Here is a 26,494-nt window from a genome sequence, read left to right as displayed (position 1 = left end):
GCGCCGCCGAGCACGATCTGGAATACGGCCTGGAGGAACGGCGTGTCCATGTAGCGCGAGCGGATGAAGGCGATCGCCCACAATTCGAAGAACACGACGACGCATGCGATGGCCGTTGCGATCCAGAACGCATTGGCCCAACTGTCCGGCACGAGATAAGGCGCGGTGTGGCCGAGCCCGCCGAGCGTCGTCATCGCGCCGCAGGTGACGCCGCGCAGCCAGGGCGAGCCGCGCCCCGTCAGCGAGCCGTCGTCGGACAGCGCTTCCGCAAAACCCATGCTGATGCCGGCGCCGATCGAGGCGGCAAGACCAACGAGGAACGTCTGCCAGTTCTGGTGGGTGGCGAAAGCGGCCGCGAACAGCGGCGCCAGCGTCGAGACCGAGCCGTCCATCAGGCCGGCAAGGCCGGGCTGCACATATTGCAGCACGAACATGCGGCGGTTGGTGCGATCCTCCTCGGCGCGGACGTCGGAATTCAGGATCTCGCCCGTCAGCTTTGCGGCGGTCTCCTCGTGACCTTTCTCGGCCTCGGCGAGATCGCCGAGCAGGCGGCGCACGCCGACGTCCTGGGCCTGTTCGGCGGCCTTCACGTAGAAGCGCTCCGCCTGCATCTCCATGGTCTCGACTTCCCTGCGGATGGCGTCGAGCGACAGGTTCTTGGTGAGCCAGACCGGACGGCGCCGCAGGAATCCCCTGACGTCCTCGCGCCGGATCGGCGGCAGATGCGGGCCGAAGCGCTGCTCGTATAATTCCAGCAACATGTGCCGGTGGCCGCGTTCCTCCTCGGCCATCTGCTCGAACAGCTTGGCCGAGTCCGGATAGCGCTCCTTCAAGTCCTCGGCGAAGGTCATGTAGATGCGGCTGTCCTCCTCCTCCGAGGAAATCGCGACCGCAAGCACCTCGCGCTCGGTTAGATCGGCAAAATTCTTCACGACGGCCCTGAACTCAGTTTAGAATGATTCTAATTCATATAGGGTGTCGCGGTTCCCGGGTCAAATCAGGCTGCGCGGGCCGTGGCGAGGAAGTCCAACACCAATCGGCTGACCTCGGCCGGCTGCTCCTGTTGCACCCAATGGCCGGCGCCGTCGACCAGATGGCAGCCGAGCATCTTCGTGCAGCCGCGTCCCTGCATCGCCTCGAACACGCCGGGACGCTGATGGGTGCCCCAATCCTGCTGGCCCGAGATGAAGCAGGAGGGCACGTCGATGCCGCGGCCGGAAAACAGCTGCATCTCGCTGTTGAGAGCGCCCGTCGTGCCGTAGCGGTACCATTGCAGCCCGCCCTGAAATCCGGTGCGGCCATATTCGGCGGCGTAATAGGCAAGCTCGCCGTCGGGCAGCCATTGATTGGCGGCAATCGCGGCGGCCGAAGGCATCTCCTTGGCGACCGTCTCCGCCATGGTCTCGCCGGCGTCCATCACGTAGTAGGTCGGCAGCTTTGCCAGCTCGCCCGCGGACCATGACTGGAGCGGATACGGCTTGTTGTCGGCCCAGTCCGCACTCTTGTGATGATAGTAGGCGCGCAGGAAATCGTGCACGCCCTGCGGCGCATGCTGCATGTCGGCGTTGGCCGAACGTGTCGAATAGTACCATTGATAGTGCTTGCGCGGACGCGGCAGCGCGGCGAGCTCGAGATGAACGGGATCCTCGACCGGAGGCTTTGCGGGAGCATCAACCGTGTTGAAAGGCAGCGGCGGCGCTCCGCCGAACGGCGCGCTCATCAACGTCACCGAGCGGAACACGTCGGGCCGGATCAGCGCGCACCAGGCCGCGACCGGGCTGCCGAAATCATGTCCGACGACATCGACCTGCCTGTAGCCGAACGCCGACACCAGGGCGAGCGCATCACGCACCAGGTTGAGAAGCGAGAACGGCGCGAGGTCGCCATCGTAGTCCGCGGTCCATCCCGTGGTGCGGCCATAGCCTCGCTGGTCCGGCGCGATCACGTGATAGCCGGCGTCGGCGAGCGTCGGCATCACCTTGCGCCAGGAGAAGGCGAGCTCCGGAAAGCCGTGCAGCAGCAGGATGCAGGGCCGGCCCTTGGTCTCGAAGCCGGCTTCGAGCACGTGCACGCGCAAGCCGTTGATGCCGTCGACATAGCGCGAGCGGATGCCGGCGGGCAGGGGGATGTCGGGGAGTGATGTCATGGTGTCTCTCCACTCGGGCAGTATCGTAGGGTGGGCAAAGCGAAGCGTGCCCACCAAGTTTCGATAACAGGAACAGATCGTGGGCACGGCGCGCTGCGCCTTTGCCCACCCTACGGCATCGCGCTAAAGCGCCTCACACACGAACGCGTTGCCCTTCCGCTTGATCTTGCCGACCGATGGCGAGGGGAAATGCGCCGTGCAGCACAGCGTGTCGGTGTCGCAATAGCGTTCCAGGAAGCTGCGGCGCGTCGTGGCCGCCATGGCCGGATCGACGTCGAACTTGATCGACAGCTCCGGATAAAGCGTCTGCAGCGGGGAGTGCATGAGGTCGCCGGAGAATACGGCGTCATCCCTGCCGCGGCCCATCGTGATGGCGATATGGCCCGGCGTATGACCGGGCGTCGGCAGGATGCGGACGTGGTCGCCGATCTGATGGTCGTTGCCGACGAGTTCGTGCCTGTTGGCCTCGACCACCGGCAGCACGCTGTCGGCGAAAGGCGGGACTTCCGCCGTCGCATTCTGCGCGGACCAATGGTCGAATTCCTGCCTGGCGAAGACGTAGCGCGCCCTCGGGAAGGTCGGCACCCAGCGGCCGTTCTCCAGCCGCGTGTTCCAGCCGACGTGATCGACATGCAGATGCGTGCACATCACGAAGTCGATGTCGCCAGGCGAGAAACCGGCAGCACCCAGAGCACGCAAATAGGTGTCGTCGGTCTTCATGTTCCATTTCGGCCGATTGGGGCGCGGCTTGTCGTTGCCGATGCAGCTGTCGACCAGGATGGTGTGATGCGGCGTCTTCACCACGTAGGACTGGAAGCACAGCAGCAGCACGTCCTGCTCGTCCAGCGCACGTGCCTGCCGCATCCACGCGCGATTCTCGGCCAGCACCTCCGGCGTCAATCCCGGCAGCATCTCCAGTGCCGGGACGAACGAGGTCTCCTGCTCGATGATGCGGTGGATGGTGAGATCGCCGACCGAGAATTTCAGGCTCATGAGAACTCCGGTTGTTTATGCCGCCGGCGGCACCGAGATCCTGACCGAGGGCCGCTCCAGCATCTTCTGGTGGAAGGCGTCGAGCTTCGGATAGGCCTTGCGCCAGCCGCAATCGGCGAAGCGGAAGTCGGCATAGCCGAGCACGCAGACGAGACCGATCTGCGAGATGTCGAACGGGCCGTTCAGCACGTCGGGCATGTTCTCGAAGCGTGCCATGCCGGTCCAGGCCCGGTTCCAGTGGTCGTCCGACCATGCCTGCCATTGCAGGCCCTGCGGCCGCACCATCTTCTCGTAGCGGCACAGCAGCATGGAATCGAGCATGCCGTTGAGCAGGGCGTGATTGGTCTTGGCCTTCCAGCGCCGCGGGCCGTAATCCGGGATCAGGCTGCCGCCGGCCATCTCGTTGAGATATTCGACGATCACGTAGGAATCCAGAATGACGTCGCCATCGTTGGTGATCAGCACCGGCAGCTTCTTCAGCGGCGTGATCTTCGAATAGTCCTCATTGACCGTTCCCGGCGCGACGGCCGCCGGCGTGAATTCGATCTTGTCGATCAGTCCGAGCTCGATCGCGGCGATGCGTACCTTGCGGGCGAAGGGCGAGGCGGGGGAGAAGGAGAGTTTCATTTTGGATCCTTGCTGTCATTCCGGGGCGATGCGAAGCATCGAAGCCGGAATCTCGAGATTCCGGGTCCGGCGCTGACGCGCCGTCCCGGAATGACGAAGAGGGAAACGCGCCTACGCCGCCACGATCTCCTGGCGCTGCTCGCCGAGGCCCTCGATGCCGAGCGTGACGACGTCGCCGACATTGAGGAAGGTCGGCGGCTTCATGCCGAGGCCGACGCCGGGCGGGGTGCCTGTCGTGATGACGTCGCCGGGCAGCAGCGTCATGAACTGCGAGACATAGGAAATGCACTTGGCCATGGAGAAGATCATGGTCTTGGTCGAACCGGTCTGGCGGCGCTGGCCGTTGACGTCGAGCCACATCGACAGGTTCTGCACGTCCTTGATCTCGTCCTTGGTTGCGAGCCACGGTCCGAGCGGGCCGAACGTGTCGTGCGACTTGCCCTTGGTCCACTGGCCCAGGCGCTCGATCTGGAAGGCGCGCTCGGAGACGTCGTTGCAGACGCAATAGCCGGCGACGTGGTTCAGCGCGTCGGCTTCCGAGACGTATTTGGCACGGGTGCCGATGATGGCGGCGATCTCGACCTCCCAGTCCAGCTTGGTCGAGCCGCGCGGCTTCTCGACCGCGTCGTTCGGCCCGGACAGCGAGGTGTTGGCCTTCATGAAGATGATCGGCTCGCTCGGGATGTCGGCGCCGGTCTCCTTGGCATGGTCGGAGTAGTTGAGGCCGATCGCGACGAATTTCGAGATGCCGGTGACGGGGGCGCCGAACCGCGGCTTGCCGGAGACCGCGGGCAGCGACGCCGGATCGAGGCCTGCCAGCTTCTTCAGGCTCTCAGGCGAATAGGCCTCGCCCGTGAGGTCCTTCACGTGCGCCGACAGGTCGCGCAACTGGCCGGATTTGTCGATCAGGCCGGGCTTTTCCGCACCGTTCTCGCCGTAACGAACAAGCTTCATTCTCGTTTCTCCCTGGAGATTGGACCGATCGGTTAACAGCTTCATGGAACAGGGCGGCGGGAAATTCAACCGCCGAAAAGGGATGCATTGCAGCCCTCTCGATTCAGGTGGTGCCTCCGTGTCCCGGACGCGGTGCAGCGTGCAACGCTGCTCCGCAGAGCCGGGATCCGGATCACTTGCGCCCCGATTTGGTGCGGCATGGGCCCCGGCTTAGCAGCGCATCGCCATAGCGCGTCGAAGACGCGCGTAAACGCGCTTACGGTGCTGCGCAGCATCCGGGGCACGAGATTTAGACCAGCGCCACGAACCTGAATGCGTCCCCGTCCCGCCGGATATGCCCGGCCGAAAAGTGCCCGCCGATCACCAGTGTCGGCGTGTCGGCAAAGCGGCCGAACAAATCGCGCCGTGTTTCGGCCGATCGCGCCTGGTCGGAATCGGCGGTCGAGGACCAGTCGAGATGCGCCATCTGGCAGGGGTGATGGGCGACGTCGCCGGTGAGCAGGCCCTGCTCGCCATCCGACTGGATTAGGATGCTCATATGGCCGGGGCTGTGACCGGGGGTCGGGATCATGCTGATCTCGTCCGACAGCCGATCGTCGCTCGCGATCAGATCGGCCTTGCCGGCATCGACGATCGGCTGCACGGAGTCATTGAACACCGCCGCCTTGTCCGGCTCGGTGGAATGGTCGCGCCAGTGCTCGTATTCGGTCCTGCCGAACACATAGCGCGCATTTGCAAAGGTCGGCACCCATTGGCCGCCAACGAGCTTCGTATTCCAGCCGACATGGTCGACATGCAGATGCGTGCACAGCACGGTGTCGATGCTGTCGGGAGCGAATCCGGCCGCAGCCATGGTCTCCAGAAATGGCGTGCTGCGATTGTTCCAGGTCGGGACGTTGCGGCCCTGCTTGTCGTTGCCGAGGCCAGTGTCGACCACGATCCGGCGCGTCGGCGTCTCCACCACCAGCGAATGGATCGACATCTTCAGCCGGCCCTCTTCGGTGGCGAAATGCGGGATCAACCAGGGCAATTTCTGGATCTCGTCGTGGCCCGCGAGCGGCAGGATGAAGCGGGTCGAGCCGACCGTCTCCAATTCCACCACTTTCGTGATCTTGACCCTGCCGACCTTCCACTGCATCCGACGTCTTCCCATGTTCTTGTTTTGGTGCCGAAACATGCGGTCTTCCGCCATGGAGCGCAATGGATCATCTGACGCGATACGGCGTTATCGCGGGAACCGGAGGAGGAGCCATGCCAGAGCTTGCAATATCCGCTGAAAAGGTCGCCTTCATCATCGAGAAGGCGCGCGAATTCGACGTCAAGGAGGGAGATTCCGATCCGGATTCCGGCTCGAACCCGAGCGATGACGATGCGCTCGACGTTCTCGAGGATGACGGCTCCGATCCTGTCGTGCAGGAGCTCGGCAGCTTCATGATCGCGTTGAACGAGGACGAGCAGCTCGATCTCGTCGCGCTGACCTGGCTCGGCCGCGGCGATGGCACGATCGACGATTGGAACGATCTGCGCGCCCGCGCGACCGAAGCGCGCGCCGAGTATCGCAGTCCGCGCCGCGAAACCGTGCACTATCTGCTCGGTGAACCCATGCTGGGCGATCTGCTCGCGGACGGGCTCGACGAATTCGGCATCGACTGGACCGGCGAGCGCACGACGGCCGACTCGTCCGGTCCGAGCCAGCAGGACGAGGACGAGCCGACCAAGCAGCGGTGATGATCGGGCTCTGATGCCTCCACATCGTCATGGCCGGGCTGGACCCGGCCATCCACGTCTTACATCGCCGAACAAAGAACGTGGATGCCCGGGACAAGCCCGGGCATGACGTGGAGTGCGCCGTTGCGGATGCGATGACGGGCTACAGTGTCCCCGGGAATGCGCCGCCATCCAGCAGAATGTTCTGGCCCGTAATGAAGCCGGCCTTGGCGCCGCACAGGAAGGCGCAGGCATAGCCGAACTCGTCGGGCTGGCCGAAGCGGCCGGCGGGATTGAGCTTGGCGCGTTCGGCCAGGATCTGCTGCGGCGTGACGCCACGCTTGTCGGCTTCGCCCTTGGCGGTGCTGGTCAGACGATCGGTCTCGAACGGGCCCGGCAGCAGGCCGTTGATGGTGACGTTGTTGATCACGGTCTTGCGCGACAGGCCGGCGATGAAGCCGGTGAGGCCGGCGCGCGCGCCGTTGGACAGGCCGAGAATGTCGATCGGCGCCTTCACCGCGGCCGAGGTGATGTTGACGATGCGGCCGAACTTGCGTGCCATCATGCCGTCCACGGTGGCCTTGATCAGCTCGATCGGCGTCAGCATGTTGGCGTCGATCGCCTTGATCCAGTCGTCGCGGGTCCAGTTGCGGAAATCGCCGGGCGGCGGGCCGCCGGCATTGTTGATCAGGATGTCGGGCTCGGGGCAGGCCTTCAGCACGGCCTCGCGGCCCGCCGGCGTCGTGATGTCGCCGACGATCTCGGTGACCTTCACATCAGGATAGGCCTTGCGGATCTCGTCCGCCGTCTTCTTCAAGGCTTCTGCGCCGCGCGCGGTCAGCGTGACGTCGACGCCGGCCTCCGCCAGCGAGATGGCGCAGGCACGGCCGAGGCCCTTGCTGGATGCGCAGACGATGGCGCGGCGACCTTTGATCCCAAGATCCACTGTTTCACTCCCGAAAATAGCAGGCAGGTTTTGGATGGGCCGCACTCTAGCCAACTGTGGCGCTGCTGATAAGGGAGGTGCCCGTACCAAAATGCATGCGCGTCCGCGTGGCGATGCAAATGCAACTTAGCTCTAGATGCGCTGTTCCTGCTTCAGGCGGTCGATCGCGGAGGCCGCCTCCGGCGGCAGCGATTTGAAGCCCATCTGCCCGACCGTGGAGAACAACGGCCGCAGATGCGAACCGGCGAGGAACGGCGGCTGGCGGTTGGCCGGCACGATCTGGTCGAACACCAGCACCAGCGTGGTCGCGACGAGGCCGACCCTGATGGCGCCGAGCGCGGCGCCGCCGAGCCGGTCGCCGATGCCGGCCTCGCCGATGGTGTCGTTCAGCGCGATGCGGCCGATATGCCCGAACAACATGCCGACCACCACGAAGATGCCGAACAGCCAGATCCAGTTCTGCAGCAGCGGCGAATTCGGGTTGCCTGCAATTTGCGGCGCGATCAGCGGCATCAACGCAACTGCGATCGGTGCGGCGAGAAGATAGGCAAGGATCGTCATGGCGCTGCGCAGCAGACCGGTCCTGAAGCCGAAGCCGATCGCGACGGCGAGCGCGGCATAGACGGCGAGATCGAAACTGTTCATGAGCAAAGCCTTGCCTCGATGGAACGAATGAACGCCGGACCGATCATTCCGGTTTCAGATCGATAAAATCGTCTGTATTGGTGGCTCCAAAGCTCGGAAAAACGCGCAAGGAATGCGTCATGTCAGACCTATTCGACGTCAGTAAAGAAACCATCCTCGTCACCGGCGCGAGCCAGGGACTGGGGCGGCAATTTGCCCGGGTGCTGGCGGCCCATGGCGCGGCGGTGGCACTGGCGGCGCGGCAGACCGACAAGCTGAAGAGCCTGGAGGAGGAGATCCGCGGCAAGGGCGGCCGTGCCGCCGCGATCGCGCTCGACGTCACCGACACCGCCTCGATCGCCCGCGCGGTCGACGCCGCGGAAGCCGCGCTCGGCCCGGTTACGGTGCTGATCAACAATGCCGGCATCGCCATCGAGAAGCTCGCGACCGAGCAGACCGAGGCGGATTGGGACGCGGTAATCGGCGCCAATCTGAAGGGCGCCTATTTCCTGGCAACCGAGGTCGCGCGGCGCATGATCGCGCGCAAGCAGCCGGGCAACATCGTCAACATCGCCTCCGTGCTCGGCACCGGCGTGTTGAAGGCGGTGTCGCCCTACGCGATCTCCAAGGCCGGCATCATCCAGGCGACGAAAGCGATGGCGCTGGAGCTCGCCGGGCAGAGCATCCGCATCAACGCGCTCGCGCCCGGCTACATCGACACCGAGATGAACCACGCCTTCTGGTCGACGCCCGCGGGCGAGCGCCTCGCCAAGCGCATCCCGCAGCGCCGCGTCGGCGCCGAGTCCGATCTCGACGGCGCGATCCTGCTGCTGGCGTCACAGGCGTCGCGGTACATGACGGGAAGCGTGGTGACGGTCGATGGCGGATTTCTGCTGAATTGAACGCTGCCGCATTGCTCCACAGGCGATTTTCACTCCGCCGTCGTCCCGGACAAGCGCGCCAAAAGCGCGCGCAGATCCGGCATCCATAACCACAGGGAGACGTTTGACGAAGACTCGGAGTTGAGGTCTTGCGTCATAACCACTCCCTGTGGTTATGGGTCCCCGCCCCCGTGCGCAATTGCGCACTCGGCGGGGACGACACCGAGAATGACGCGACAGCGCTGCCTAACTCGCCCGCATCTCCCCCCTGATCATAGCCGCCGCCTTCTCCCCGATCATGATGGTCGGCGCATTGGTGTTGCCGCCGATCAGCGTCGGCATGATCGAGGCGTCGACGACGCGCAATCCCTCGACGCCGCGCACCTTCAGTGCCGGATCGACCACGGCCATCGCGTCCGTCCCCATCTTGCAGGTGCCGACCGGGTGATAGACGGTGTCGACGCGCTCGCGCAGGATGCCGCGGATGTCGTCGTCGGTGCGCACGTTGGACGTGAACATGTCCTTCTTCTGCAATGCGCGCAGCGCGGGCGTCTCCATCAAGCGGCGCGTCGTCTTGAAGCCTGCGACCATCCTCTCGACATCCTCTTCCTCGCCGAGGAAATTCGGATCGATCATGGGAGCTGCGAGCGGATCGGCGCTTCTGAGCCAGACGCTGCCGCGGCTCTTCGGCCTGAGCAGGCAGACATGGCACGAGAAGCCCGCCTCCTTGTGCTTCTTGCGGCCGTGGTCGTCGAGCATCGCGATGACGAAGTGGAGCTGGATGTCCGGCACGTCGAGATGTGCCTGCGTCTTCAGGAAGCCGCCGCATTCGGCGAAATTGGTCGTCATCAGGCCGCGCCGTTCGCGGCGATATTGCTGGATGGCGCGGAGCAGGGAGGGCAGCCGGCCGAGCGAGGCGTGTACGAAGTGCGGATAGTCGGAGGCGTAGACGAACACGAAATCCGGGTGGTCCTGCAGATTGCGCCCGACACCCGGCAGATGATGGACGACGCCAATGCCGTGCCTGCCGAGTGCCTCGCCGTCGCCGATGCCCGACAGCATCAGCAATTGCGGTGACTGAAAGGCGCCGCCGGCAAGGATCACCTCGCGGCGCGCGCGCAGCTGTTTCGTCTGCCTGCCCTGCACATATTCGATGCCGACGGCCCGTCCTCCTTCGAACAGGATTTTCGTGGCGTGCGCGCCCGTCTCGACGCGCAGATTGGCGCGCTTGTCCATGTGGGGCTGCACATAGGCGCGCGCGGCGCTCCAGCGCTCGCCATTGTGCTGGGTCGCCTGGTAGCTGCCGAGCCCTTCGTGGTCCTCTTCGTTGAAGTCCTCGCGGATGCGGAACTGCGCCTCGCGTGCGGCCTGGTGGAAGACCTCGTGGATCGGATTGTTCGTGCGCAGCCGGTTGACGTGCAGCGGGCCGCCCTTGCCGTGATACTCGCCGTCGAAATCGGAATTGTCCTCGGAAGCCTTGAAATAGGGCAGCACGTCCGCATACGACCAGCCGGCATTGCCGAGCGAAGCCCAATGGTCGTAGTCCCATTTATGGCCGCGGATGTAGACCATGGCGTTGATCGCCGAGGAGCCGCCGAGGCCCTTGCCGCGCGGCTGATAGCCGATGCGGCCGTTCAACCCTTTTTGAGGCACGGTATCGAAGGCCCAGTTGGCCGCCTGGTAGGGCAGGGCCAGCCCGAACGGCGTGGTGATCCGCCAACTGTCGTTCCGTCCGCCGGCGTCGAGCAGCGCCACGGACGTCGCCGCATCCTCCGACAGCCGCCCCGCCACCGTGCAGCCGCCCGAGCCCGCACCCACGACGACGAAATCGAATGTGTCAGTCACTTGTCTCTCCCCTGCATATTCCTTGTCGTCATTCCGGGACGCGACGAAGTCGCGAACTAATGGTGCGCAATTGCGCACCTGAGAATCCATCTCACCACCAGTGACGCGGATGAATGGATTCCGGGTTCGATGCTGCGCATCGCCCCGGAATGACTGATACCTACGACATGAACCGCATCAACTTCTCCAGCCGCGCGATCTTGCCGCCATAGGGCGGATAGAGATCGGCGAGGCGGTTGAACTTGGAACGGTAGAACACCGGCTTCAGCTTGCTGAACGTGCGGAAGCCCCATTCGCCGTGGTAGGCGCCGGTGCCGGAGGCGCCGACGCCGCCCATCGGCTGGTTGATCTGCGTGAAGTGAAACAGGCAGTCGTTGACGGTGACGCCGCCGGAGACGGTGCGCGCCAGCACCTCGTCGCGCGCGGTGCCGTCTTTGCCGAACCAGTACAGCGCAAGCGGCCGGTCGCGATGGTTGATGAAGGCGATGGCCTCGGTGAGATCGCGATAGGCGAGCACGGGAAGCACCGGGCCAAAAATCTCCTCCTGCATCGCACCCATCGCTGCGGTCGCACCGACAATCAGCGTCGGCGGGAATTTGCGATGCGCCTTCCAGTTCGGATCGTCCGCCTTCGCCGGCTGCAGGATCCTTGCGCCGCGCTGGGCCGCATCCGCGACCAGGCCCTCGAGCCGGGCATAATGCCGGTCCGAGATGATCGAGGTGTAGTCCTTGTTCGAAGGATCAGTGCCGAACATCCGCCGCATGTGGGCGCGCACCTTCTCGGCAAAGGCCTGCAGCGCGGCTTCGGGCACCAGCACGTAATCCGGCGCGATGCAGGTCTGCCCGGCATTGAGCAGCTTGCCGTAGGCGATGCGCTCGGCCGCTTCCTCGAGATCGGCCGAGGCGTCGATGATCGCAGGCGACTTGCCGCCGAGCTCGAGCGTGACGGGCGTCAGGTTGCGCCCCGCGGCCTCCGCGACCAGCCGCCCGACCCGGGTCGAGCCGGTGAACACGAGATGGTCGAACGGAAGGCGCGCAAAGGCTTCCGCGATCTCGCTCTCGATGCCGGTGACGCGCAGCTCCGTGGCATCGAATCGCGCGGCGATCGTCTCTCTCAGCAGTCCAGCGAAATGCGGCGTGAGCTCACTCGGCTTGATCAGGACGCGGTTGCCGGCGGCGAGCGCGCCGATGGCGGGCGCCAGCGTCAGCTGCAGCGGATAATTCCACGGCGCGATGATGCCGACGACGCCGAGCGGCTGCGGCATCAGCCGGTTGCGGGCAGGGAGGAATTGCAGCGCGGTGGCGATCCGCTGCGGCGCCATCCAGGCCTTCAGGTGCTTTGTCGCGTGCCGGATCTCGGAGAACAGCAGCATGGTTTCGGCGATGGTGGTCTCGACCGCCGAGCGGTGGCCGAAATCGGCCGAGATCGCCTGCCGGAAGCGCTCTTCGTTGTCGGCGACGACGCTGCGCAGCCGCGCCAGCCGGTCGAGCCGCTCGGCAAGGCCAGGCGCCGACTCGTCCCGCGAGCGCGCGACCATGGCGTGGAAGGCTTCCTCCAGCGCTCCGATCGGGGCGCTCGTCAGGGATTTGTCCACGGCGTTCCTCCCTCGAGGGTGCGTTTCGGGCCCTCATCTTGTTGCCGCAAGCTGGCCCTTTGTGGAACTTCTGACAAGAGCACAGGGAACGCAGCGGAAATCGGTCGATTCCCCTGTCATAAAGTCGAAAAAAACGTTCCCGCAGCCCTTTCCAAAGGCAGCTTGGGTTGGTACATACGCCCCGCACCCGAGGGCTTTGCCCGGGGTTGCCTTCCAAGGAAGCCTTTGGGACGGACGAGGAAAGCCACGCGAACAGCGCAGGCCTCAACCGATCGTCCCCGGGACTAAACTGAAGGCGCGCAGGTGTTTAACGCGGGGTGGAGCAGCCCGGTAGCTCGTCAGGCTCATAACCTGAAGGTCATAGGTTCAAATCCTATCCCCGCAACCAAGGAAGCCTAAGCCCTTGAAATCGTGAAGATTTCAAGGGCTTTTGCGTCTTGGCGCCGTTGAGCCCGCACCCAACGTCGTATCGACGAACGGAGCAGCGCGAGAGTTGCTTCTCTGCCCCGATTAGATCCTCCTCAGTTACACAGGAAACCCTCGAGTCAGCCGGCCAACCTTGCGGCCGCTGACCTGGTTAGAGTTGCTTGGGCGCCGCGTGGTACAGCGATTTCCGAGTTGAGTTGTACCGTCACCGTAATTTGCTGCTTTCAGCTCTCCCACCGAGGAGGCTGACGTGGCGCTAGCGATCCAAGCCCTGGTCTGGAAAATCGGGACCGGACATGTGACTATTAGGCGAGAGAATGGCGCTCTTGCGCTTCGCCCAATTCTTCAGGGCCACGCATAGCTTAAATGCCCAGAAATGGTCGAAGGAAGGATCAGTGCTCTGAGAAAGTTTTTGCGTAAAAACCTTAGAAAGAACTGCCCGACAACGTTATCACCGTGGCTAAGAGCTGGCGTGGGACAACGCCACTACCGCACGCTTGGCCAAACAGTTTATTGCGAGAGCCAAGGACTGTTTACGGGATTCTAGGCGAAGCGTAGCAAGATTGTCTGTTGATGATAATATGCCCATGGGCGACGTTGCAGGACGAGCAGAAAGATCTCTACCTGACGCAATGCGCTGATTTTCGCTTGGCTTGACCATCTATCCACAATGGTCGCTTCAATGATAAATCGCTCACCTTCATCCATCCGTCTGGATTGCCATCCTCATCACAATCGACACGTATGAGTTTCTTTTTTGAATCCGTTTCGAACGTCCGAACGACGATGCCAAACGCTGTGGTACACGCAGCCTTGGTTATGCTTTGACCCGTATCGTCAAAGACAACAGGGCTTCCCTCACAGACAAACCGCCTGGATTTGCTGATAGCGAGATTTCTGTCATGGGGTACGACAACGTGGTCACCACTCTTCCAAAACCCGACGTCTGAGCTGGTGGGATTCTGAATATTTGTATCTAGCTCGATAAGCTTCCCCTCGACAGACCATTTTGTATCAGTCTTGGTTTGTAGCACGTCCCAGTGTTTGCGATTATAGGTATCCGCACTACCCGCATGGGCGGAGGACGCGGTAAGCCACACGAACTCGACTAACTTCTCTTTCGTTGAGTTCTCTCCGCGCAGTAAATTGCTGATATCTCCGTTACCGTAGACGCCCATAACATATCCCGCACCCGTCACAATTCGGCTTACGATGCGAAAATACGCCATAACGTTCTTCCGTCTGTTCGCGTCTAGATCGAAATCCACACCGAAGTAGATGGCCGTGCCAATCGGCTGCTTCACAATTTCCTTGGCCTGCGTGATGGCAGCATAGCCGTCTAACCTGGCATCCTCCTCAATCGTGTTCGGCTGGTCCGGACTAACGCAGTCATTGAACTCTTCCACCGTTCGAGCATTCGGATTGCGCGGACGATCATCAAAGACCGTAACGCCGTTATTGGCTCTTTGGTCGTCGAATTTGTCGGCTTGGCTATAGAACTGGTAAACGGAAAGCATGCCTAACCGCTTCTTCAGAATAGCATCTACTTCACTGAGATTGTCGATCATCCGCTTCTCAGGGACGATCCGGTTCTTTCGGTCGGCATCCCATTGGGGACAGCGGGCATAGTACCTTCCGATAACTGTCACTCCCCGACCAGCAAGTCGGCTTACATAAGGGCCAACGCTATCTGAAGAGTCGACAATAGCGATGTTGGCATCTTGCGTTTGCGCCTGTGCAGATTGAATGCCGGAAAATGTCAGCGCGAACAGCAGCGCAATTATCCCGACGTTCGTATTCAATTTTGTTGCTCCCGCGAGCTCAGGTTTGGGATTTCGAGACACTCACCTACCTTTCATAAGGTGAGCGTGCCTGCAGCGCATTATCCTTGATCGATAACGGGATGCCCCAAGCTGACGCATAGGCTGCAACAAGCGACGTATAAACAGGGACGTGGGTACGAAGCTGCCCGCTGTCAAACTCGATCGTTTGGCTACAATCGAAATGAAGGTGCAAGGACGTGCCATGCCGTTTCCCGCCCATGACGTCGCCAACGCGTCCGAGAATCGTTTCTCCCTTTTTCACTCTTTGCCCAATTCTAAGACCGCTAATCGATGCGGGCGTCATGTGGAGGTATCGACACTCCGTGCCGTCATCAGCCGCCAGAACAACGGTCGTATTGGAGGTAATCATCGTAATGACCCCGTCTGCAAATGCTACGGCTTCGTATTTATCCTCTTCTTTCCAATGGGCCCGAATATCATTGCCCTGATGGCCTATTCGGCTTGGACAAAGATCCATTTTCCAACCACGCTTTGACTCGCAATAGGTGTCTGCAAAGCATCCAGCATAGTTGCGAGGGTCCGTAAGCGACCCTGGAGGACCGTTCGAGCCTCCAATGCCGAAAATTTGGGAATTCAAATGCGCCGTCAAGCCGCCTTTTTCAGGATCGACTTTCGAAGCGAGGCCTGGTCCTACCCGCAAAGGAAAGGACATCTGCGGAATATAGATTTCCCGATCTACTCGCCCTTTACCTGCCGCAGGGGCGGGAATAAGTGTTCCGGGAGAATGGAAGCAAAAATCGTTGGCTTGGGCTAATGCCGGACTGCTCGCGAACAGAGCTATTGTGAGAACAAAGCAGCGCACGGAAAACTCCCATCAATCGGGTAGTCCTGGAAACAATATCTCTGCAATTTTTGCGAACGACTCAGCATACGCAGCCGTTTTGCAATAGGGACGTGTGCGGGGTGCGCTGCAGAAGATCGTTGTATAGTACGTGATTCCAAATTTGGGCAGCTGACACCTTGCTGACCATTGCCCGTCAGCAGTATTGCCGTCAGCGCTCGCTTCACAAGTCATGCCCGTACTTGGTGCCAGCAACGGCTTACCTGTCACCCGCTTTTTATACCGCGTCGCACTCCACGAAGCGTCCAGATTGTCCGCAATATGATAGCTAAGCGTATACCCGAAATTGCCACCATGAGCTACCTGCAGTGCCTTAATCCGGGTTAGATCGATTGATGCCGGGCCGCTCTTGGCGCTTTCGAAACCCGCAGGTCGTCGATCGAAGATCGTTTTTATCTTGCTTGGTAGCACGCCGACGACTGGAAGCTTAGCTTGCGAAAGATCACCTCCGCCCGAAGACTCGAAGCCGCTCGATCCACCCAATAAATTGCGACCTTCCGATATGGCAGACCGGAGCGCAGGATCATCTCGGTTAACGGCGGCCAGTTGCTGTGAAAAGACGGTCGTTGGATACACTAGTAGGAACGACGAGAGGATAACGAGGCGAGTCATATTCATCGAAGCTCCTCCGGCTTAATCGAAGGCGCAATTCCATAATTCGGGTATCTCGCACTTAGTTTCTTCGCGCACGCGGTGGAGACTTTTTCAGCATCTCCCGTATGAACGCCAACGGTGACAATGCGTCCCCCCGACATCGTCAGAAGCGGCGCACCTGACATGCCCTCCAGCGTTTGGCAGGCATGATAAATATATCCACCATCGCGAGCCATTACTGAGCAAATCGGCGAAATATCGAGCGAAGCCATTGCATCGTCCGGTTGGTACTTGTCATTAAGCGCCATGTTGTAGCGGCTAAGACCAAGAAGGATTAGCGGCTGCCAACGACTTGCCGATTCCGGATGAAAGTCTAGCCCGCCAGCTTTTGGCTTGGCTCCATCCGTTGTCGTTAGCAAGATCCAGTCCTTGTCGCGATCAATGTCACTCAACACGCTCTTGCCCGGGCCGACTGGCTTGAGGCTATACTCCGCGCCGTCAATGGTTTTGAAGGTCGTCGCCGCAGAAGCGTCAATTGACAGTTTCCCGTCCGCCTCTGACGTAGCAAAGCAATGTTTCGCCGTCAGCACCTTGTTTCCGACGAAGGCCCCCATGCACATTGAAGAAGGAGTCCTGATAAGACCTACGGTTTGCCTGATCCGCAAGATATTATCAGCACCCAACAATTTGGAGATAGGTGGCGCCTGAAACGATTTAGTGCATGCCGAAACATAATCTTCTACGACACTCTTCGAAAGACTGTGATCCACATTATTTATATAAGAAGCGCTTTGAAGAGCCCGATATGCGTCTTCGCCGACATCGGTGACGAGGCTTCTGATATTGCGCGTCGCCCTGGAGCATTTCTTCGCGTCTTCGCTCACCTGATAAAAGCGAATTGCACGCTCAACCGGGAATGGCATATCGAATTCGACGTTGCACGTTGCTCCAATTGCGTCAGGGGCGGTACTGCGCCTTGCTTCGAATCCTCTATCAGCCGAACTCGGCATGAACGCGACTGCAAGAGGATCAACTTCCCTAAGGGGAGGCATTTTTAACCTGAATATGACCTGCAAAGGATCAACCTCAATCGGGTTATCCCGACCCCGCTCGCGATTTTTGATCTGAGCAGCGATGGTTGCCAATTGCCCGTCTCGAGCTTGACTGCAAGGCGGGTTGCACTCGGACGAAGTCCCTTTTTCAGAGGTGGCTTGTGCCGGTTCGGGCTGAGCATCAGCCGCCCAACTGGCATCAGAAAGGCTTACTGCCAGCAACAGGGACACACCGAAGCTAAATCTTGCCACGAACATCGTAGCTGCCTCGGCTCTGCTCGCGATTGGCGCCACTAATAAATTCCATGTATCGCTTACTGGGAAAGCCCTCATGTTTCAAATTCCCTATGCCCGGGGCCGAAACGATCTATTCGGATACAACCGTAAAGCCTTAGCTGACGCGATTTTTTAATCGGTGGCAACTGGGGCGGGTATCGTTTGCAAAGAAAATTTCTCTAGAGTAGTCGGCGCAATTGGCACTACCGAACGCCCTAGAGGCATCCAAAATCACGGTCAGCGTTCCATTCAAGAGGTGGAGGCCAGCGCCGTCAGACCAGTTGGCAATTCTTGTACTCCCTCCGCTTACAAACCAGCAGGGTCGATAGCGCCCGGCATGCGTGCTCCAGCGACTTCGCGCTTCCTTACAACAGCTTCTAAAAGGACCGCGCATTTCTCAGATCCATCCGCGCGGCATCAACTTGAAGCTCGCCATACTCATGTTCCTTGTGGGGATGTCAGCGGGAACGGCAACGATGCGCAAATAGGTCCATCCGGCGGTAGAATGACACCGTAGACGAATGCAACTACCCGCCACTATCGCAAAATCGAAGAGGCATGCTTAACAGTGGTTGGCTTTTGGCCATTGGCTGATCGTTCAGCGGACACGGGAAAGCCTACTCATAATGACTCAGGCCTCTACAATTTCAAAGAAGTCACAATGGGCAAAAGTCTGGGGTTGTGTCTGTTGCGGGTCCCCGCAACCAAATTCGGATTTGACCGGATCCGATACGAAAATGGCCCGCTTGATGCGGGGGATAGTTGCTGACAGGCTTCAGACCGTGGCGGGAAGACGCGCAGGCGCGGGCGCGTTCTGTGCCTTTCCGAGGGGGATCGACAAGGCTAGCCCCGCACGTTGCCGTTTGATCGCCACGGCGAGAACGGGCACGTTGTTTTGCCAGGCCGTCCGCGGAAATTTGCGCATCAGGGACATGCGTGTGCCGAGCTCTCGCACGACAGCACTCGGGATATTCTCACGCTGTGCAGCATGGAATGTCATCACAAGCATCGACAGCGGCGGGTTGCAATTGTGGAACCTCAACGCTAAACCTGTGATTGCGGCGGGCTGCCGGGGTTACTTGCCGTCGCGCTGACGACAGCCCTGATGGGGACCGGGGGGACAATACTCTCACTTGCTTTGGCCGCGCTGCCCGCGCTTCGAGGATGCACGCAAGTCCTTGCGTGAAGGCGCTGGGCATCGCTGGCTCCAATGATTTCTCGACGTCCAATCCCTCGAACGGCCATCAGTCTGGGGGCAGGGGTAGCGCAACTCGACGTACCCAAATGTCATAACTGCAAAAGGGCCAATCATTGTGAAGTCTCTCGCCATATCGGTTCTCGCGCTGACTGCCATTTTCACCGTTTCAGCTTCGGCCAAGGACGCCCTTCAAGCCACGCGTGACTGCATGGTCGCGCATGGCGCGGTTCGCAATCCGGACGGCTCGGTCCGCCTCAACATTCCCCGCAAGGAGGCCTTGGCCGTCCGCGACAAGTGCCGGAAGCAATCGGGCTACAAGGGCACCGACTAATCAACGCGTGCGACGCGGGCCTGTCTCGGGCCGGCGCGCATCCAAAGACCCGCGCAATCCCAGCTCGCGGAGAAGCCACGTGAAGAAGACGATCCTGACTGCTTTGGCCCTGGCGGCGCTCGCCGCGAGTCCGGCTCTGGCCGAGCCCTCGAACAGCACGCCGCACGCGCTGGCCTGCATGAAGAAATACGGTTTCACCTACGCCCAATGGCGTGCCTATGCCGTTCCGGCCGAGAAGGCGAATCCCTATCGGGCCTGTCGAGACGCGGCTCCGGCGGGAGAGAATTCCGGAATGGGCAAGAGCGGCGCCTGTCAGCGGAAGGCGGGCTTTACCCAGGCGCAGAACGAAGCCGGGCAGGTCACGCCCGCCCAGCGGCAGAAGTGGGAACGTTGCATGGGGATGTGACCCGTCACTGACCCGGTCTTTCCAAGGCGAGCCCTGATCTCGTCACCGCGAATCGGTGATGAGAAAGCCGGACAGAGAAGGCCAGACAGGCAACGAGCCGTTCAACCCACCAGTGTTCGACGCTGAATGAAAACGCCCGCGCGCCTTCAGCGCGCGGGCGACGATGTTCTCAACAGCGCAGAACGCTTCCAATCAGTCCCTGTGCGGGCAGACCATGGTCAGATGGAGCAGCGTCGGCTTGTCCGAGCCCTTCTTGTACTCCCATTCCAGCCGGATCTCGTGCCGGTGGGCGAAGGCATCGCTCGGCGCGTGAACGATGATGTTGGTCTTCATCGGGATCGGCGGCTCGGAGTTGAAGCACTTCCGGACGCAGGCATCGAGCAGGTCGCATCGCGTCAGCGGGATCACGCCCGGCTCGTCCCTGGACAGCGGGACCGTGTTCGGCTGGGTGCTGAGGTCGAGACGCGCCCGGCCCTTCTCCTTGTGCCAGTATTTGGCGCTGCCCTGCGGCCACTTCGACGCCGGCGTCAGAATCAGATGGTACTGGCCGTATTCCAGGGTCGGCAGATCGATGTCGTCCGAGGCCTTGAGCTTGGCCACGCTCTTCTTCATGTTCGCCAGAGGGTAGTAATTGCTGTTCATCAAGTCTTTGAACTGCTTGCCGTTATATGTTCTTCCGCCCATCGCCTTGTCCCTTGCTATGATCCAACCAATCAGGGTGACCTGCAGCCCAGCAAAGCTCGTTGGCCAGAACGAAAGCCTTCGGCGCCCCCTAGAACGCGCGGCCCCATTTTCGCGCGCGGAAACGCTATCACTCGAAAATGTGCTTCGTCCAGAGATCTGCCGGTTGGTGATGCGGCCATGCTTGCTCGCAAGTTCGATTGCCATGAATCTTCCGATAGGTAATCTAGCGTCGGGCTCCTCGCGGGCGCTGGTCGAAGGACGGTGCAGCGAATATTGAAGGCACGGAAATGTATTGTGCCGCGTGTCAGTCGGCGATCAACCCAGGCGACAGCTGGTGCTCCAAATGCGGGGTGGCCGTGCGTCGTTCCGAACCGGACAGCGAACGGCGATTCGTAACGATACTTCGGGCCGACGTCATCGACTCGACCGGGCTCGTTGCCGATCTCGATCCGGAGCAGGCGATCTCGCGCCTGGAGCCCGCGTTGGCGGCCATGAGAGGCGCGGTGCGTCAGTTCGGAGGCATCGTCAGCAAGGAATTGGGCGACGGGCTCTCTGCGGTGTTCGGTGCTCCGATCGCGGACGACAATCATGCACCCCTCGCCTGCCACGCGGCGATCGAGCTGGTCCGGCGTGTCGCGGGCCTCGGCGACCCCGGGCTTCAGGTTCGGGTGGGTCTCCACTCCGGCCATGTCGTTGCCTACATGGTCGCCAGCGAGTTTTCCAAGGTCTACGAGATCGGCGGGGCTGCCCAGCACCTGGCGGCCCGGCTGGAGGCGGCGGCCGAGGCGAACCAGATCTATGTGTCGCAGGCCTGCAAGGAGCTTGCCGAAGGGCACGTCCGATTCGAGTTTCTGGGCGGCAAGCCGTTACGCGGCTTCAATCAGTCGGTGCCGGTCTACCGCATCGTGGGAGCGAGCGACCTTTCGAGCTGGCGGGTGCGACGCGCACGCAGCGTCTCGCGATTTGTCGATCGGACGACGGAGCGGGCGCTGCTGGCCCGTGCCGTCGAGGTCGCCAGGACGAGCCCACAGGTGGTTCTGCTGCTCGGCGACGCCGGCATCGGCAAATCGCGGCTCGCGCACGAATTCGTCCAGGAGCTCAGGCCCGATGGCTGGCGCCTGATCGATGCCGAGTGCAGCCCGAATCTCCAGGGAGCTCCGTTCAGCACGCTCAAGCGCCTCTTGCTCTCGGCCCTGGAGGCCGCTGCAAAGGACTCCGACGGGCCCTTCGATCCCCGGGAGGATCTTGGGGAGGTTCAAAGGTGCGCCCTCGACGCAGTGCTCGATCTGCCGATTTCGAATCCGCTTTGGAATCAGCTCGAGCCCCATGCCCGAGGGCGAGCGATCTCCGAGGCAAGCTGCGCCATCGTCGAGGGCATCGCCCGCCGCCAGCGAACGGTCCTCCTGGTTGAGGACCTGCATTGGCTCGACCGGGCCAGCGATACGATCATGGCGACAATCGCTTCGCTTCAGGTGCCGGGTCTTCTCGTCCTGCTCACGTCCAGGCCAAATGGCATGCCGGTCTGGATTGCGCGTTGCCGCGCCGAAATCGTGGCGATGCAGCCGCTCGACGATGATTCGGGGTTGGCCATGCTGGCCGACATGCTCGGTCCCTCCACGGCGAACGACGATCTGAAGAACCGGATTATTTCGCACACCGCCAATGTCCCTCTGTTCATCGAAGAAGTGTGCCGCGGGCTACGGGACAGTGGAACGCTCCACGGCCAATGGGGCGATCTCGCGCTGATGCGCCCGATCGAGGAGCTTGGCATTCCCTCGAGCATTCAGGGGGTGATTGCCGCGCGGCTCGATCGCGTGTCGCGGCAGGAGCGTTCGGTTTTGCAGGTCGCGGCTGCGCTGGGCCCGCGATCGAGCGTCGCCATGCTGCGCACGCTGCTCGAGCTGCCCGAGGATGGCCTCCAGGATTGCCTTGCGGCGCTCGACCGCGCCGAACTGCTGGTGAGGATCGACAGCGAGTTGGGTGACGTGCTCGAGTTTCGGCACGAGATGGTCCGTCAGGTGACCTATGATTCGATGGTCGAGAAGGTGCGCGAGGACATTCACGCGCGCATTCTTGCAAGGCTGGAGAGCGACGGCGCGGGCGCGGACGAGCCCGACGCGCTGTGCTACCACGCGGTGCGCGCCCGCGATTGGCTCAAGGCGTTCAGCCATGGCCGGAGCGCGGGCCGGAAATGCTTGAGCCGCTCGGCGTTTTCGGACGCGGCGAGCTATTTCGAGATCGCGATGGGCTCGCTCGACAAGATGCCGATGACGCCTTTGCGGGAGGCGGACGCCATCGATTTGCGGATGGAAGCGCGTGCGGCATTCATCGCGTCCGGCCAGGTCACCGAGTGGCTGGATCTCGGAAAGGAGGCGGAACGGCGTGCGGGGGCGATCGATGACATCGAACGCAAGGTCGCCGCCATGACGGTCAGGGCAGGCGCACAGAACTTCTTCGGAGCGCCTGTCGAAGCCGTCGTGGTTTCGGAAGAGGTGGTTCGCCTCGCGGAAGAGTGGGGCAATCCAGGCTGGCTCAATCTGGCTCGATACGGTCTCGGACAGGCGTATTTCCTCGCCGGCCGCTATCGCGAGGCAGGCCGGACGCTGACCGAGGCCCACGCCCAGCTGGAGGGCCCGCAAGCCAGCGCTCCGATCGGTACGACCCCTCGATCTCTCCTCCTGCTCTGCTGCATGATGAACAGCTTCACCCGCACCGTCATGGGCGAGTTCGATGCCGCCGAGCAGTTCGAGCGACAGGCCGCCGCGATCGCCGAGGAGACGGGCCGTCCCTACGACCGCGCCGCAGCCGCCTATAGCAGCGGCTGGCTCATGCTCGGCCGCAACGACCCGGCGGCGGCGGCCGCCATTCTCGAAGACGGTTTTGTCCTGGCGCAGAAGCACGGCGTCCGGCTGTTCGTGCCGGTGCTCGCCTGCCATCTCGGCATGGCCTATCTGGAGCAGGGACTGTTCGACCGGGCACGCGGCATGCTGACCGAGGCGCGCGAGGAGGCGAAGGCGGTCGGCTATACCTCGGCCGTGCTGCGCAGCTCGATCTACCTTGCGCTCGCGACCTGGCGCCTCGGCGATGTTCAGGCGCCGCCAAATATGCTGCGCGAGGCGCGCAACACCGCGCGCCAGCAGGGGTTTTCGGGCCTCGAGGCCGAGGCCCTGTTCGGTGAAGCCATCGTGACGCCTGCCTCCAGCGAGGACAACATTGCAGCCATCGTCACGTCCCTGCGCGGGACAATCGCGATCGCATCCGAAAGCGGCGCGCAGCCGCTCAAGAGCAAGGCCGAGGCGATGTTGACCGGGATGCTCGCCCGGCGCGACCAGTTCACCTGATCCTGTCCCGGACAGGCGTGTGATCATACCGTCGAGGCGATAATCTTGCCCGACGCGTCATTTGAGTTTCACAGCCAACGCAAGCACTTAGGAGGTCGCCTCTACTGTGCATGGGGTTGTTTTCGACTTTTTTGATGGGCGCCGGGTGAAGCCGGCGGCAGAGGCCGCCGCGTTTCGTGCTGACGAGGAGCCCCTTGCACCGAGGTCAAGGTGGGCTACCGTCGGTACCAGCCGTACGGCGAGGTGACTTCTATCGATATTTTCGAGCATCTCATTTTGCCGGCGCCGCGATGGCGCGACGCCCGGCGGGAGAGGCGGGGCCATGATCACCCGGAACCACTCAGCTCTGTTGTCGCCGGTCGAGCGCGACCTGCGGCTCGATCTCTTCCGCGGCATCGGCCTGTGGATGATCTTCCTCGACCACATCCCGCAGGACGTCGTGGCCTGGCTGACCCTGCGCAATTACGGCTTCAGCGACGCTGCCGAATTCTTCGTGTTCATTTCGGGCTATCTGGTCGGCTGGATCTACGGGCCCGTCATCGCGGGCGGCTGGTTTCTCGCGGCCGCCAAGCGGCTGTGGCGGCGTGCGGCCGAATTGTATGTCGCCCACATCATGTTGTTCCTGCTGTTCACGGCGCAGATCGCGCGGACCGTGCGCCGTTTCGACAATCCGATGTACGCGCACGAGTTCAACGTCTTCAATTTCCTGTCGCATCCGGACGAACTGATCGGGCAGGCGATTGTGCTGAAATACAAGCCGGTCAACCTCGACGTTCTGCCGCTCTACATCGCGCTGGTGGTCGCCTCGCCCTTCGTCGTGTGGTGCCTGGTGCGCCGGCCGAACCTGACGCTTGCCGGCTCCGTCCTGCTCTACGTCCTGTCGCGCTGGTTCGACTGGAACATCGCCTCCTATCCCCCCGGCACGAAATGGTACTTCAACCCGTTCTGCTGGCAGCTGATGTTCGTGTTCGCGGCCTGGTGCGGCATCGGACAGGTCGACACGATCGCAAGATGGGTCTGGTCGAGGACGGCGATGGCACTGGCGGCGGCCTGGCTCGTCTTCGCCCTTCTCATCGTGATGACCTGGCACATCCATGCGCTCGAGGCGCTGATCCCCAAATGGATGATCAAGTCGATCTACCCGATCGACAAGACCAACCTCGACATGCTGCGCCTCACGCATTTCCTCGCTTTGGCGATCTGGGTCACTCACTTCATCTCGCGCAAATCGCGTGCGCTGCACGGGGTTTGGCTGCGGCCGATCATCCTCTGCGGCCAGCATTCACTGCCGATCTTCTGCCTCGGCGTCTTCCTGTCGTTCTCGGCGCACTGGATCCTGACGCAGTACACCAGGGGCATCTTCGAGCAGCTCGCGGTCTCCGCGCTCGGCATCGTCATCATGATCGGCGCGGCCTGGCTGCTCGACCGGGCCGAGCGCGTACCGAACCTGTTCGTGAAGGTGACCGAGGTCGAGGAGGACGAGGCGGCGCTGGACAATGCGACGGCGACGACCGCTGCCGCAGCGCCCGCGGCGCATTGAGCATCGCCAGCCAATGGAGACATCCATGTCCAGACGCGTGTTGACCGTCACCGGCGTCCTCCTGCTCCTGGTCTGCGGTGCTTCCGCGCAAGGACCCGCCCCCGAGGCGATGAGCGCGGCCCGCAAGCTCGTCCTCACCTTGAAGATCGCCGACCAGTATCGCGCGCAGTTGCCGCAGCTCCTGCTCAGGCTCCGGCCGCTGGTCGCGCAGGACAGGCCGGAGATCGAGCGCGACTATGACGCGATGACGGCGCCCGGCTCCGAGATCTACGCCCCGTTGCTGGCATCGATGATCGACCAGGTCGCAGCGCTCTATGCCCAAAACTTCAGCGCGGACGAGCTGCGCCAGATCGAGGCGTTCTATGCCCAGCCGGCCGGGAGGAAGTTCCTGGAGAAGTCGGACGCGCTGGCGCAGGCCGGTGCGCAGATCGGACAGGACGTCAGCCAGAAGGCCGCCGACGACCTGAAGCAGCGCCTGATCGAGGCGCTGCGCCAGAAAGGGCACAAGCTCTAGCGCCGCACCGCGCGCCTCAAGCCAGGAATGCGCGGAACCGGCGCAGCGCGATCACGAAGAAGACGCCGCCGATCAGGGCGAGCGCGACCAGCTGCGGCCATACGGCCTCGAGGCCCGCGCCGCGGAACAGGATCGCCTGGGCCAGCATCACGAAATGGGTGTTGGGCGCCGCCAGCATGATGTCCTGGACGAATTGCGGCATGCTCTCGCGCGGCGTCATGCTGCCCGACAGGGTCTGCAGCGGCAGCAGGATCATGATCAGCAGCAGTCCGAACTGCGGCATCGAGCCGGCGACGGTCGCAAGAAAGATGCCCATGCTGGTGGTCGCAAACAGCATCAGCGCGGCGCCGACCAGGAACAGCGCCAGCGAGCCGTCGATCGTGACCTGGAGCCATCCCTTGACGACGAAGGCGATCGACAGCGCGGAGGCGACCAGCACCACGGCGCCCATCGACCAGACCTTGCTCACCATGATCTCCAGCGGCGTGACCGGCATCACCAGGAGGTGCTCGATCGTGCCGTGCTCGCGCTCGCGGATCAGCGCCGCGCCGGTCAGGATGATCGAGAGCATGGTGATCGAGGTAATCACGTGGTCGATGGCGCCGAACCAGGATTTCTTCAGCTCCGGATTGAACCGGGCCCGCAGCGCCAGCTCGATCGGCACGGCCTGGGCGTTGCGCGTGTGGGCCAGGAATTCGGCGACCTCCGCGCTGACGATCTGCTCGATATAGCCGCCGCCGTTGAACGCCTGCGAGATGCGGGTGGCATCGACGTTGAGCTGGATCGTGGGCGATTTACGCGCCAGCAGGTCGCGCTGGAAGTCGGGCGGGATGTCGAGCGCGAAGGTGTCGAGGCCGGCGTCCATCCTCCGGTCCATCTCGTACTGCGAGATCAGGCGCGGCTCGGAGAAATAGGGCGGGGTGAACGCCATCTCGATGCGGGTCGAGATCGGCGAATGGTCCTCGTCGACGACCGCGATGGCGGCGCGGTTCAGCGTCTCCGGCAGCGCCTTGGCGCCGGCATAGACCGCCAGCGTGAAGGAATAGACGATCAGCACGAGCAGCATGGGGTCGCGCACCAGGCCGCGCAGTTCCTTGATCCCGAGCCGAAATACGTTGTCGAAGCGCATG

23 protein-coding genes and 1 tRNA gene are annotated in these 26,494 nt (G+C 62.2%); 8 read left to right on the top strand and 16 right to left on the bottom strand.

Going from position 1 to position 26,494, the window contains the following annotated elements:
- From mbfA to CO669_RS12410, 6 genes are all read right to left on the bottom strand, one after another.
- The coding region (gene mbfA / locus CO669_RS12435) for an iron exporter MbfA (RefSeq protein ID WP_097660078.1) at positions 1-932 on the bottom strand (932 nt) is incomplete at its 3' end.
- Positions 933-997: 65 nt separating this feature from the next.
- Positions 998-2,146, bottom strand: a complete 1,149-nt coding sequence (locus CO669_RS12430; protein ID WP_097660077.1) for an alpha/beta hydrolase — start codon at positions 2,144-2,146, stop codon at positions 998-1,000.
- Between the two features lie 123 nt (positions 2,147-2,269).
- A complete protein-coding gene (locus CO669_RS12425) occupies positions 2,270-3,139 on the bottom strand; it encodes an MBL fold metallo-hydrolase (protein WP_097660076.1) in 870 nt (289 codons plus the stop codon).
- A gap of 15 nt (positions 3,140-3,154) precedes the next feature.
- Positions 3,155-3,766 (bottom strand): glutathione S-transferase family protein, encoded by a 612-nt coding sequence (locus CO669_RS12420; protein WP_097660075.1) that lies wholly within the window; start codon positions 3,764-3,766, stop codon positions 3,155-3,157.
- A 111-nt stretch (positions 3,767-3,877) separates the two neighbouring features.
- Complete coding sequence (locus tag CO669_RS12415; protein ID WP_097660074.1) at positions 3,878-4,720, bottom strand: fumarylacetoacetate hydrolase family protein; 843 nt, start codon at positions 4,718-4,720, stop codon at positions 3,878-3,880.
- A 289-nt stretch (positions 4,721-5,009) separates the two neighbouring features.
- Positions 5,010-5,858 carry an MBL fold metallo-hydrolase gene (locus CO669_RS12410; protein ID WP_198963972.1) on the bottom strand — a complete coding sequence of 283 codons (849 nt, stop codon included), beginning with the start codon at positions 5,856-5,858 and terminating at the stop codon, positions 5,010-5,012.
- A 113-nt stretch (positions 5,859-5,971) separates the two neighbouring features.
- Here CO669_RS12410 and CO669_RS12405 point away from each other — a divergent pair, with 113 nt between their 5' ends.
- Positions 5,972-6,448: a DUF3775 domain-containing protein gene (locus tag CO669_RS12405; RefSeq protein ID WP_097660073.1), complete on the top strand. Its 477-nt coding sequence runs from the start codon at positions 5,972-5,974 to the stop codon at positions 6,446-6,448.
- Between the two features lie 142 nt (positions 6,449-6,590).
- On the opposite strand, the gene CO669_RS12400 is transcribed toward CO669_RS12405, so the two are convergent.
- Together CO669_RS12400 and CO669_RS12395 are read right to left on the bottom strand one after the other, a co-directional pair.
- Positions 6,591-7,373: an SDR family oxidoreductase gene (locus tag CO669_RS12400; protein ID WP_097660072.1), complete on the bottom strand. Its 783-nt coding sequence runs from the start codon at positions 7,371-7,373 to the stop codon at positions 6,591-6,593.
- Between the two features lie 132 nt (positions 7,374-7,505).
- Positions 7,506-8,018: a CvpA family protein gene (locus tag CO669_RS12395; protein ID WP_097660071.1), complete on the bottom strand. Its 513-nt coding sequence runs from the start codon at positions 8,016-8,018 to the stop codon at positions 7,506-7,508.
- A gap of 119 nt (positions 8,019-8,137) precedes the next feature.
- Between CO669_RS12395 and CO669_RS12390 the strand changes: the two genes are divergently transcribed.
- Complete coding sequence (locus CO669_RS12390) at positions 8,138-8,899, top strand: SDR family oxidoreductase (protein ID WP_097660099.1); 762 nt, start codon at positions 8,138-8,140, stop codon at positions 8,897-8,899.
- A gap of 225 nt (positions 8,900-9,124) precedes the next feature.
- On the opposite strand, the gene CO669_RS12385 is transcribed toward CO669_RS12390, so the two are convergent.
- Together CO669_RS12385 and CO669_RS12380 are read right to left on the bottom strand one after the other, a co-directional pair.
- Positions 9,125-10,723 (bottom strand): GMC family oxidoreductase, encoded by a 1,599-nt coding sequence (locus CO669_RS12385; RefSeq protein ID WP_097660070.1) that lies wholly within the window; start codon positions 10,721-10,723, stop codon positions 9,125-9,127.
- A 160-nt stretch (positions 10,724-10,883) separates the two neighbouring features.
- Positions 10,884-12,260 (bottom strand): coniferyl aldehyde dehydrogenase, encoded by a 1,377-nt coding sequence (locus CO669_RS12380; protein ID WP_502694467.1) that lies wholly within the window; start codon positions 12,258-12,260, stop codon positions 10,884-10,886.
- 368 nt (positions 12,261-12,628) lie between these two features.
- On the opposite strand from CO669_RS12380, the gene CO669_RS12375 reads away from it, so the two are divergent.
- Positions 12,629-12,705: transfer RNA gene (locus CO669_RS12375), tRNA-Met, on the top strand.
- Between the two features lie 658 nt (positions 12,706-13,363).
- Here CO669_RS12375 and CO669_RS12370 read toward each other — a convergent pair.
- The 4 genes from CO669_RS12370 to CO669_RS12360 are packed head-to-tail and all read right to left on the bottom strand — an operon-like array spanning position 13,364 to position 17,332.
- On the bottom strand, positions 13,364-14,545 hold the full coding sequence (locus CO669_RS12370) for a glycoside hydrolase domain-containing protein (protein WP_158228763.1): 1,182 nt from the start codon (positions 14,543-14,545) through the stop codon (positions 13,364-13,366).
- Positions 14,546-14,591: 46 nt separating this feature from the next.
- On the bottom strand, positions 14,592-15,389 hold the full coding sequence (locus CO669_RS12365) for a M23 family metallopeptidase (RefSeq protein WP_143278661.1): 798 nt from the start codon (positions 15,387-15,389) through the stop codon (positions 14,592-14,594).
- Positions 15,390-15,401: 12 nt separating this feature from the next.
- Positions 15,402-16,046: a hypothetical protein gene (locus CO669_RS34975; RefSeq protein ID WP_143278660.1), complete on the bottom strand. Its 645-nt coding sequence runs from the start codon at positions 16,044-16,046 to the stop codon at positions 15,402-15,404.
- Positions 16,043-17,332, bottom strand: a complete 1,290-nt coding sequence (locus CO669_RS12360; protein WP_158228762.1) for a trypsin-like serine peptidase — start codon at positions 17,330-17,332, stop codon at positions 16,043-16,045. The genes CO669_RS34975 and CO669_RS12360 overlap by 4 nt, the downstream gene beginning before the upstream one ends.
- Before the next feature lie 1,331 nt (positions 17,333-18,663).
- Here CO669_RS12360 and CO669_RS34970 point away from each other — a divergent pair.
- Both CO669_RS34970 and CO669_RS12350 read left to right on the top strand, forming a co-directional pair.
- A complete protein-coding gene (locus tag CO669_RS34970; protein ID WP_143278659.1) occupies positions 18,664-18,879 on the top strand; it encodes a hypothetical protein in 216 nt (71 codons plus the stop codon).
- 79 nt (positions 18,880-18,958) lie between these two features.
- On the top strand, positions 18,959-19,285 hold the full coding sequence (locus CO669_RS12350; RefSeq protein WP_097660064.1) for a hypothetical protein: 327 nt from the start codon (positions 18,959-18,961) through the stop codon (positions 19,283-19,285).
- A 192-nt stretch (positions 19,286-19,477) separates the two neighbouring features.
- On the opposite strand, the gene CO669_RS12345 is transcribed toward CO669_RS12350, so the two are convergent.
- A complete protein-coding gene (locus tag CO669_RS12345) occupies positions 19,478-19,969 on the bottom strand; it encodes a hypothetical protein (RefSeq protein ID WP_097660063.1) in 492 nt (163 codons plus the stop codon).
- A gap of 287 nt (positions 19,970-20,256) precedes the next feature.
- Between CO669_RS12345 and CO669_RS12340 the strand changes: the two genes are divergently transcribed.
- The 3 genes from CO669_RS12340 to CO669_RS12330 all read left to right on the top strand — a co-directional run bounded on the left by CO669_RS12340 (position 20,257) and on the right by CO669_RS12330 (position 25,364).
- Positions 20,257-23,310 (top strand): ATP-binding protein, encoded by a 3,054-nt coding sequence (locus CO669_RS12340; protein WP_097660062.1) that lies wholly within the window; start codon positions 20,257-20,259, stop codon positions 23,308-23,310.
- 322 nt (positions 23,311-23,632) lie between these two features.
- Complete coding sequence (locus tag CO669_RS12335; RefSeq protein WP_097660061.1) at positions 23,633-24,850, top strand: OpgC domain-containing protein; 1,218 nt, start codon at positions 23,633-23,635, stop codon at positions 24,848-24,850.
- Positions 24,851-24,875: 25 nt separating this feature from the next.
- Positions 24,876-25,364, top strand: coding sequence for a DUF2059 domain-containing protein (locus CO669_RS12330; RefSeq protein ID WP_097660098.1), 489 nt, complete (start codon positions 24,876-24,878; stop codon positions 25,362-25,364).
- A 16-nt stretch (positions 25,365-25,380) separates the two neighbouring features.
- On the opposite strand, the gene CO669_RS12325 is transcribed toward CO669_RS12330, so the two are convergent.
- Positions 25,381-26,493, bottom strand: a complete 1,113-nt coding sequence (locus CO669_RS12325; RefSeq protein WP_097660060.1) for an ABC transporter permease — start codon at positions 26,491-26,493, stop codon at positions 25,381-25,383.
- Position 26,494: the final 1 nt, after the last annotated feature.

Origin of the sequence: Bradyrhizobium sp. Y36 (assembly GCF_002531575.1) — a bacterium.
Classification (GTDB): Bacteria; Pseudomonadota; Alphaproteobacteria; order Rhizobiales; family Xanthobacteraceae; genus Bradyrhizobium.
The sequence above is the reverse complement of the archived record's forward strand: the minus strand, read 5'-3'. Positions and strand labels throughout refer to the sequence as shown.

What these genes read in the sequence shown, in the direction of transcription:
- CO669_RS12430 (WP_097660077.1), bottom strand. Translation starts at nt 2,146, where the DNA reads ATGACATCACTCCCCGACATCCCCCTGCCCGCCGGCATCCGCTCGCGC.
- CO669_RS12425 (WP_097660076.1), bottom strand. Translation starts at nt 3,139, where the DNA reads ATGAGCCTGAAATTCTCGGTCGGCGATCTCACCATCCACCGCATCATC.
- CO669_RS12420 (WP_097660075.1), bottom strand. Translation starts at nt 3,766, where the DNA reads ATGAAACTCTCCTTCTCCCCCGCCTCGCCCTTCGCCCGCAAGGTACGC.
- CO669_RS12415 (WP_097660074.1), bottom strand. Translation starts at nt 4,720, where the DNA reads ATGAAGCTTGTTCGTTACGGCGAGAACGGTGCGGAAAAGCCCGGCCTG.
- CO669_RS12410 (WP_198963972.1), bottom strand. Translation starts at nt 5,858, where the DNA reads ATGCAGTGGAAGGTCGGCAGGGTCAAGATCACGAAAGTGGTGGAATTG.
- CO669_RS12405 (WP_097660073.1), top strand. Translation starts at nt 5,972, where the DNA reads ATGCCAGAGCTTGCAATATCCGCTGAAAAGGTCGCCTTCATCATCGAG.
- CO669_RS12395 (WP_097660071.1), bottom strand. Translation starts at nt 8,018, where the DNA reads ATGAACAGTTTCGATCTCGCCGTCTATGCCGCGCTCGCCGTCGCGATC.
- CO669_RS12390 (WP_097660099.1), top strand. Translation starts at nt 8,138, where the DNA reads ATGTCAGACCTATTCGACGTCAGTAAAGAAACCATCCTCGTCACCGGC.
- CO669_RS12380 (WP_502694467.1), bottom strand. Translation starts at nt 12,260, where the DNA reads ATGGTCGCGCGCTCGCGGGACGAGTCGGCGCCTGGCCTTGCCGAGCGG.
- CO669_RS34975 (WP_143278660.1), bottom strand. Translation starts at nt 16,046, where the DNA reads ATGAATATGACTCGCCTCGTTATCCTCTCGTCGTTCCTACTAGTGTAT.
- CO669_RS12360 (WP_158228762.1), bottom strand. Translation starts at nt 17,332, where the DNA reads ATGTTCGTGGCAAGATTTAGCTTCGGTGTGTCCCTGTTGCTGGCAGTA.
- CO669_RS12345 (WP_097660063.1), bottom strand. Translation starts at nt 19,969, where the DNA reads ATGGGCGGAAGAACATATAACGGCAAGCAGTTCAAAGACTTGATGAAC.
- CO669_RS12340 (WP_097660062.1), top strand. Translation starts at nt 20,257, where the DNA reads ATGTATTGTGCCGCGTGTCAGTCGGCGATCAACCCAGGCGACAGCTGG.
- CO669_RS12335 (WP_097660061.1), top strand. Translation starts at nt 23,633, where the DNA reads ATGATCACCCGGAACCACTCAGCTCTGTTGTCGCCGGTCGAGCGCGAC.
- CO669_RS12330 (WP_097660098.1), top strand. Translation starts at nt 24,876, where the DNA reads ATGTCCAGACGCGTGTTGACCGTCACCGGCGTCCTCCTGCTCCTGGTC.
- CO669_RS12325 (WP_097660060.1), bottom strand. Translation starts at nt 26,493, where the DNA reads ATGCGCTTCGACAACGTATTTCGGCTCGGGATCAAGGAACTGCGCGGC.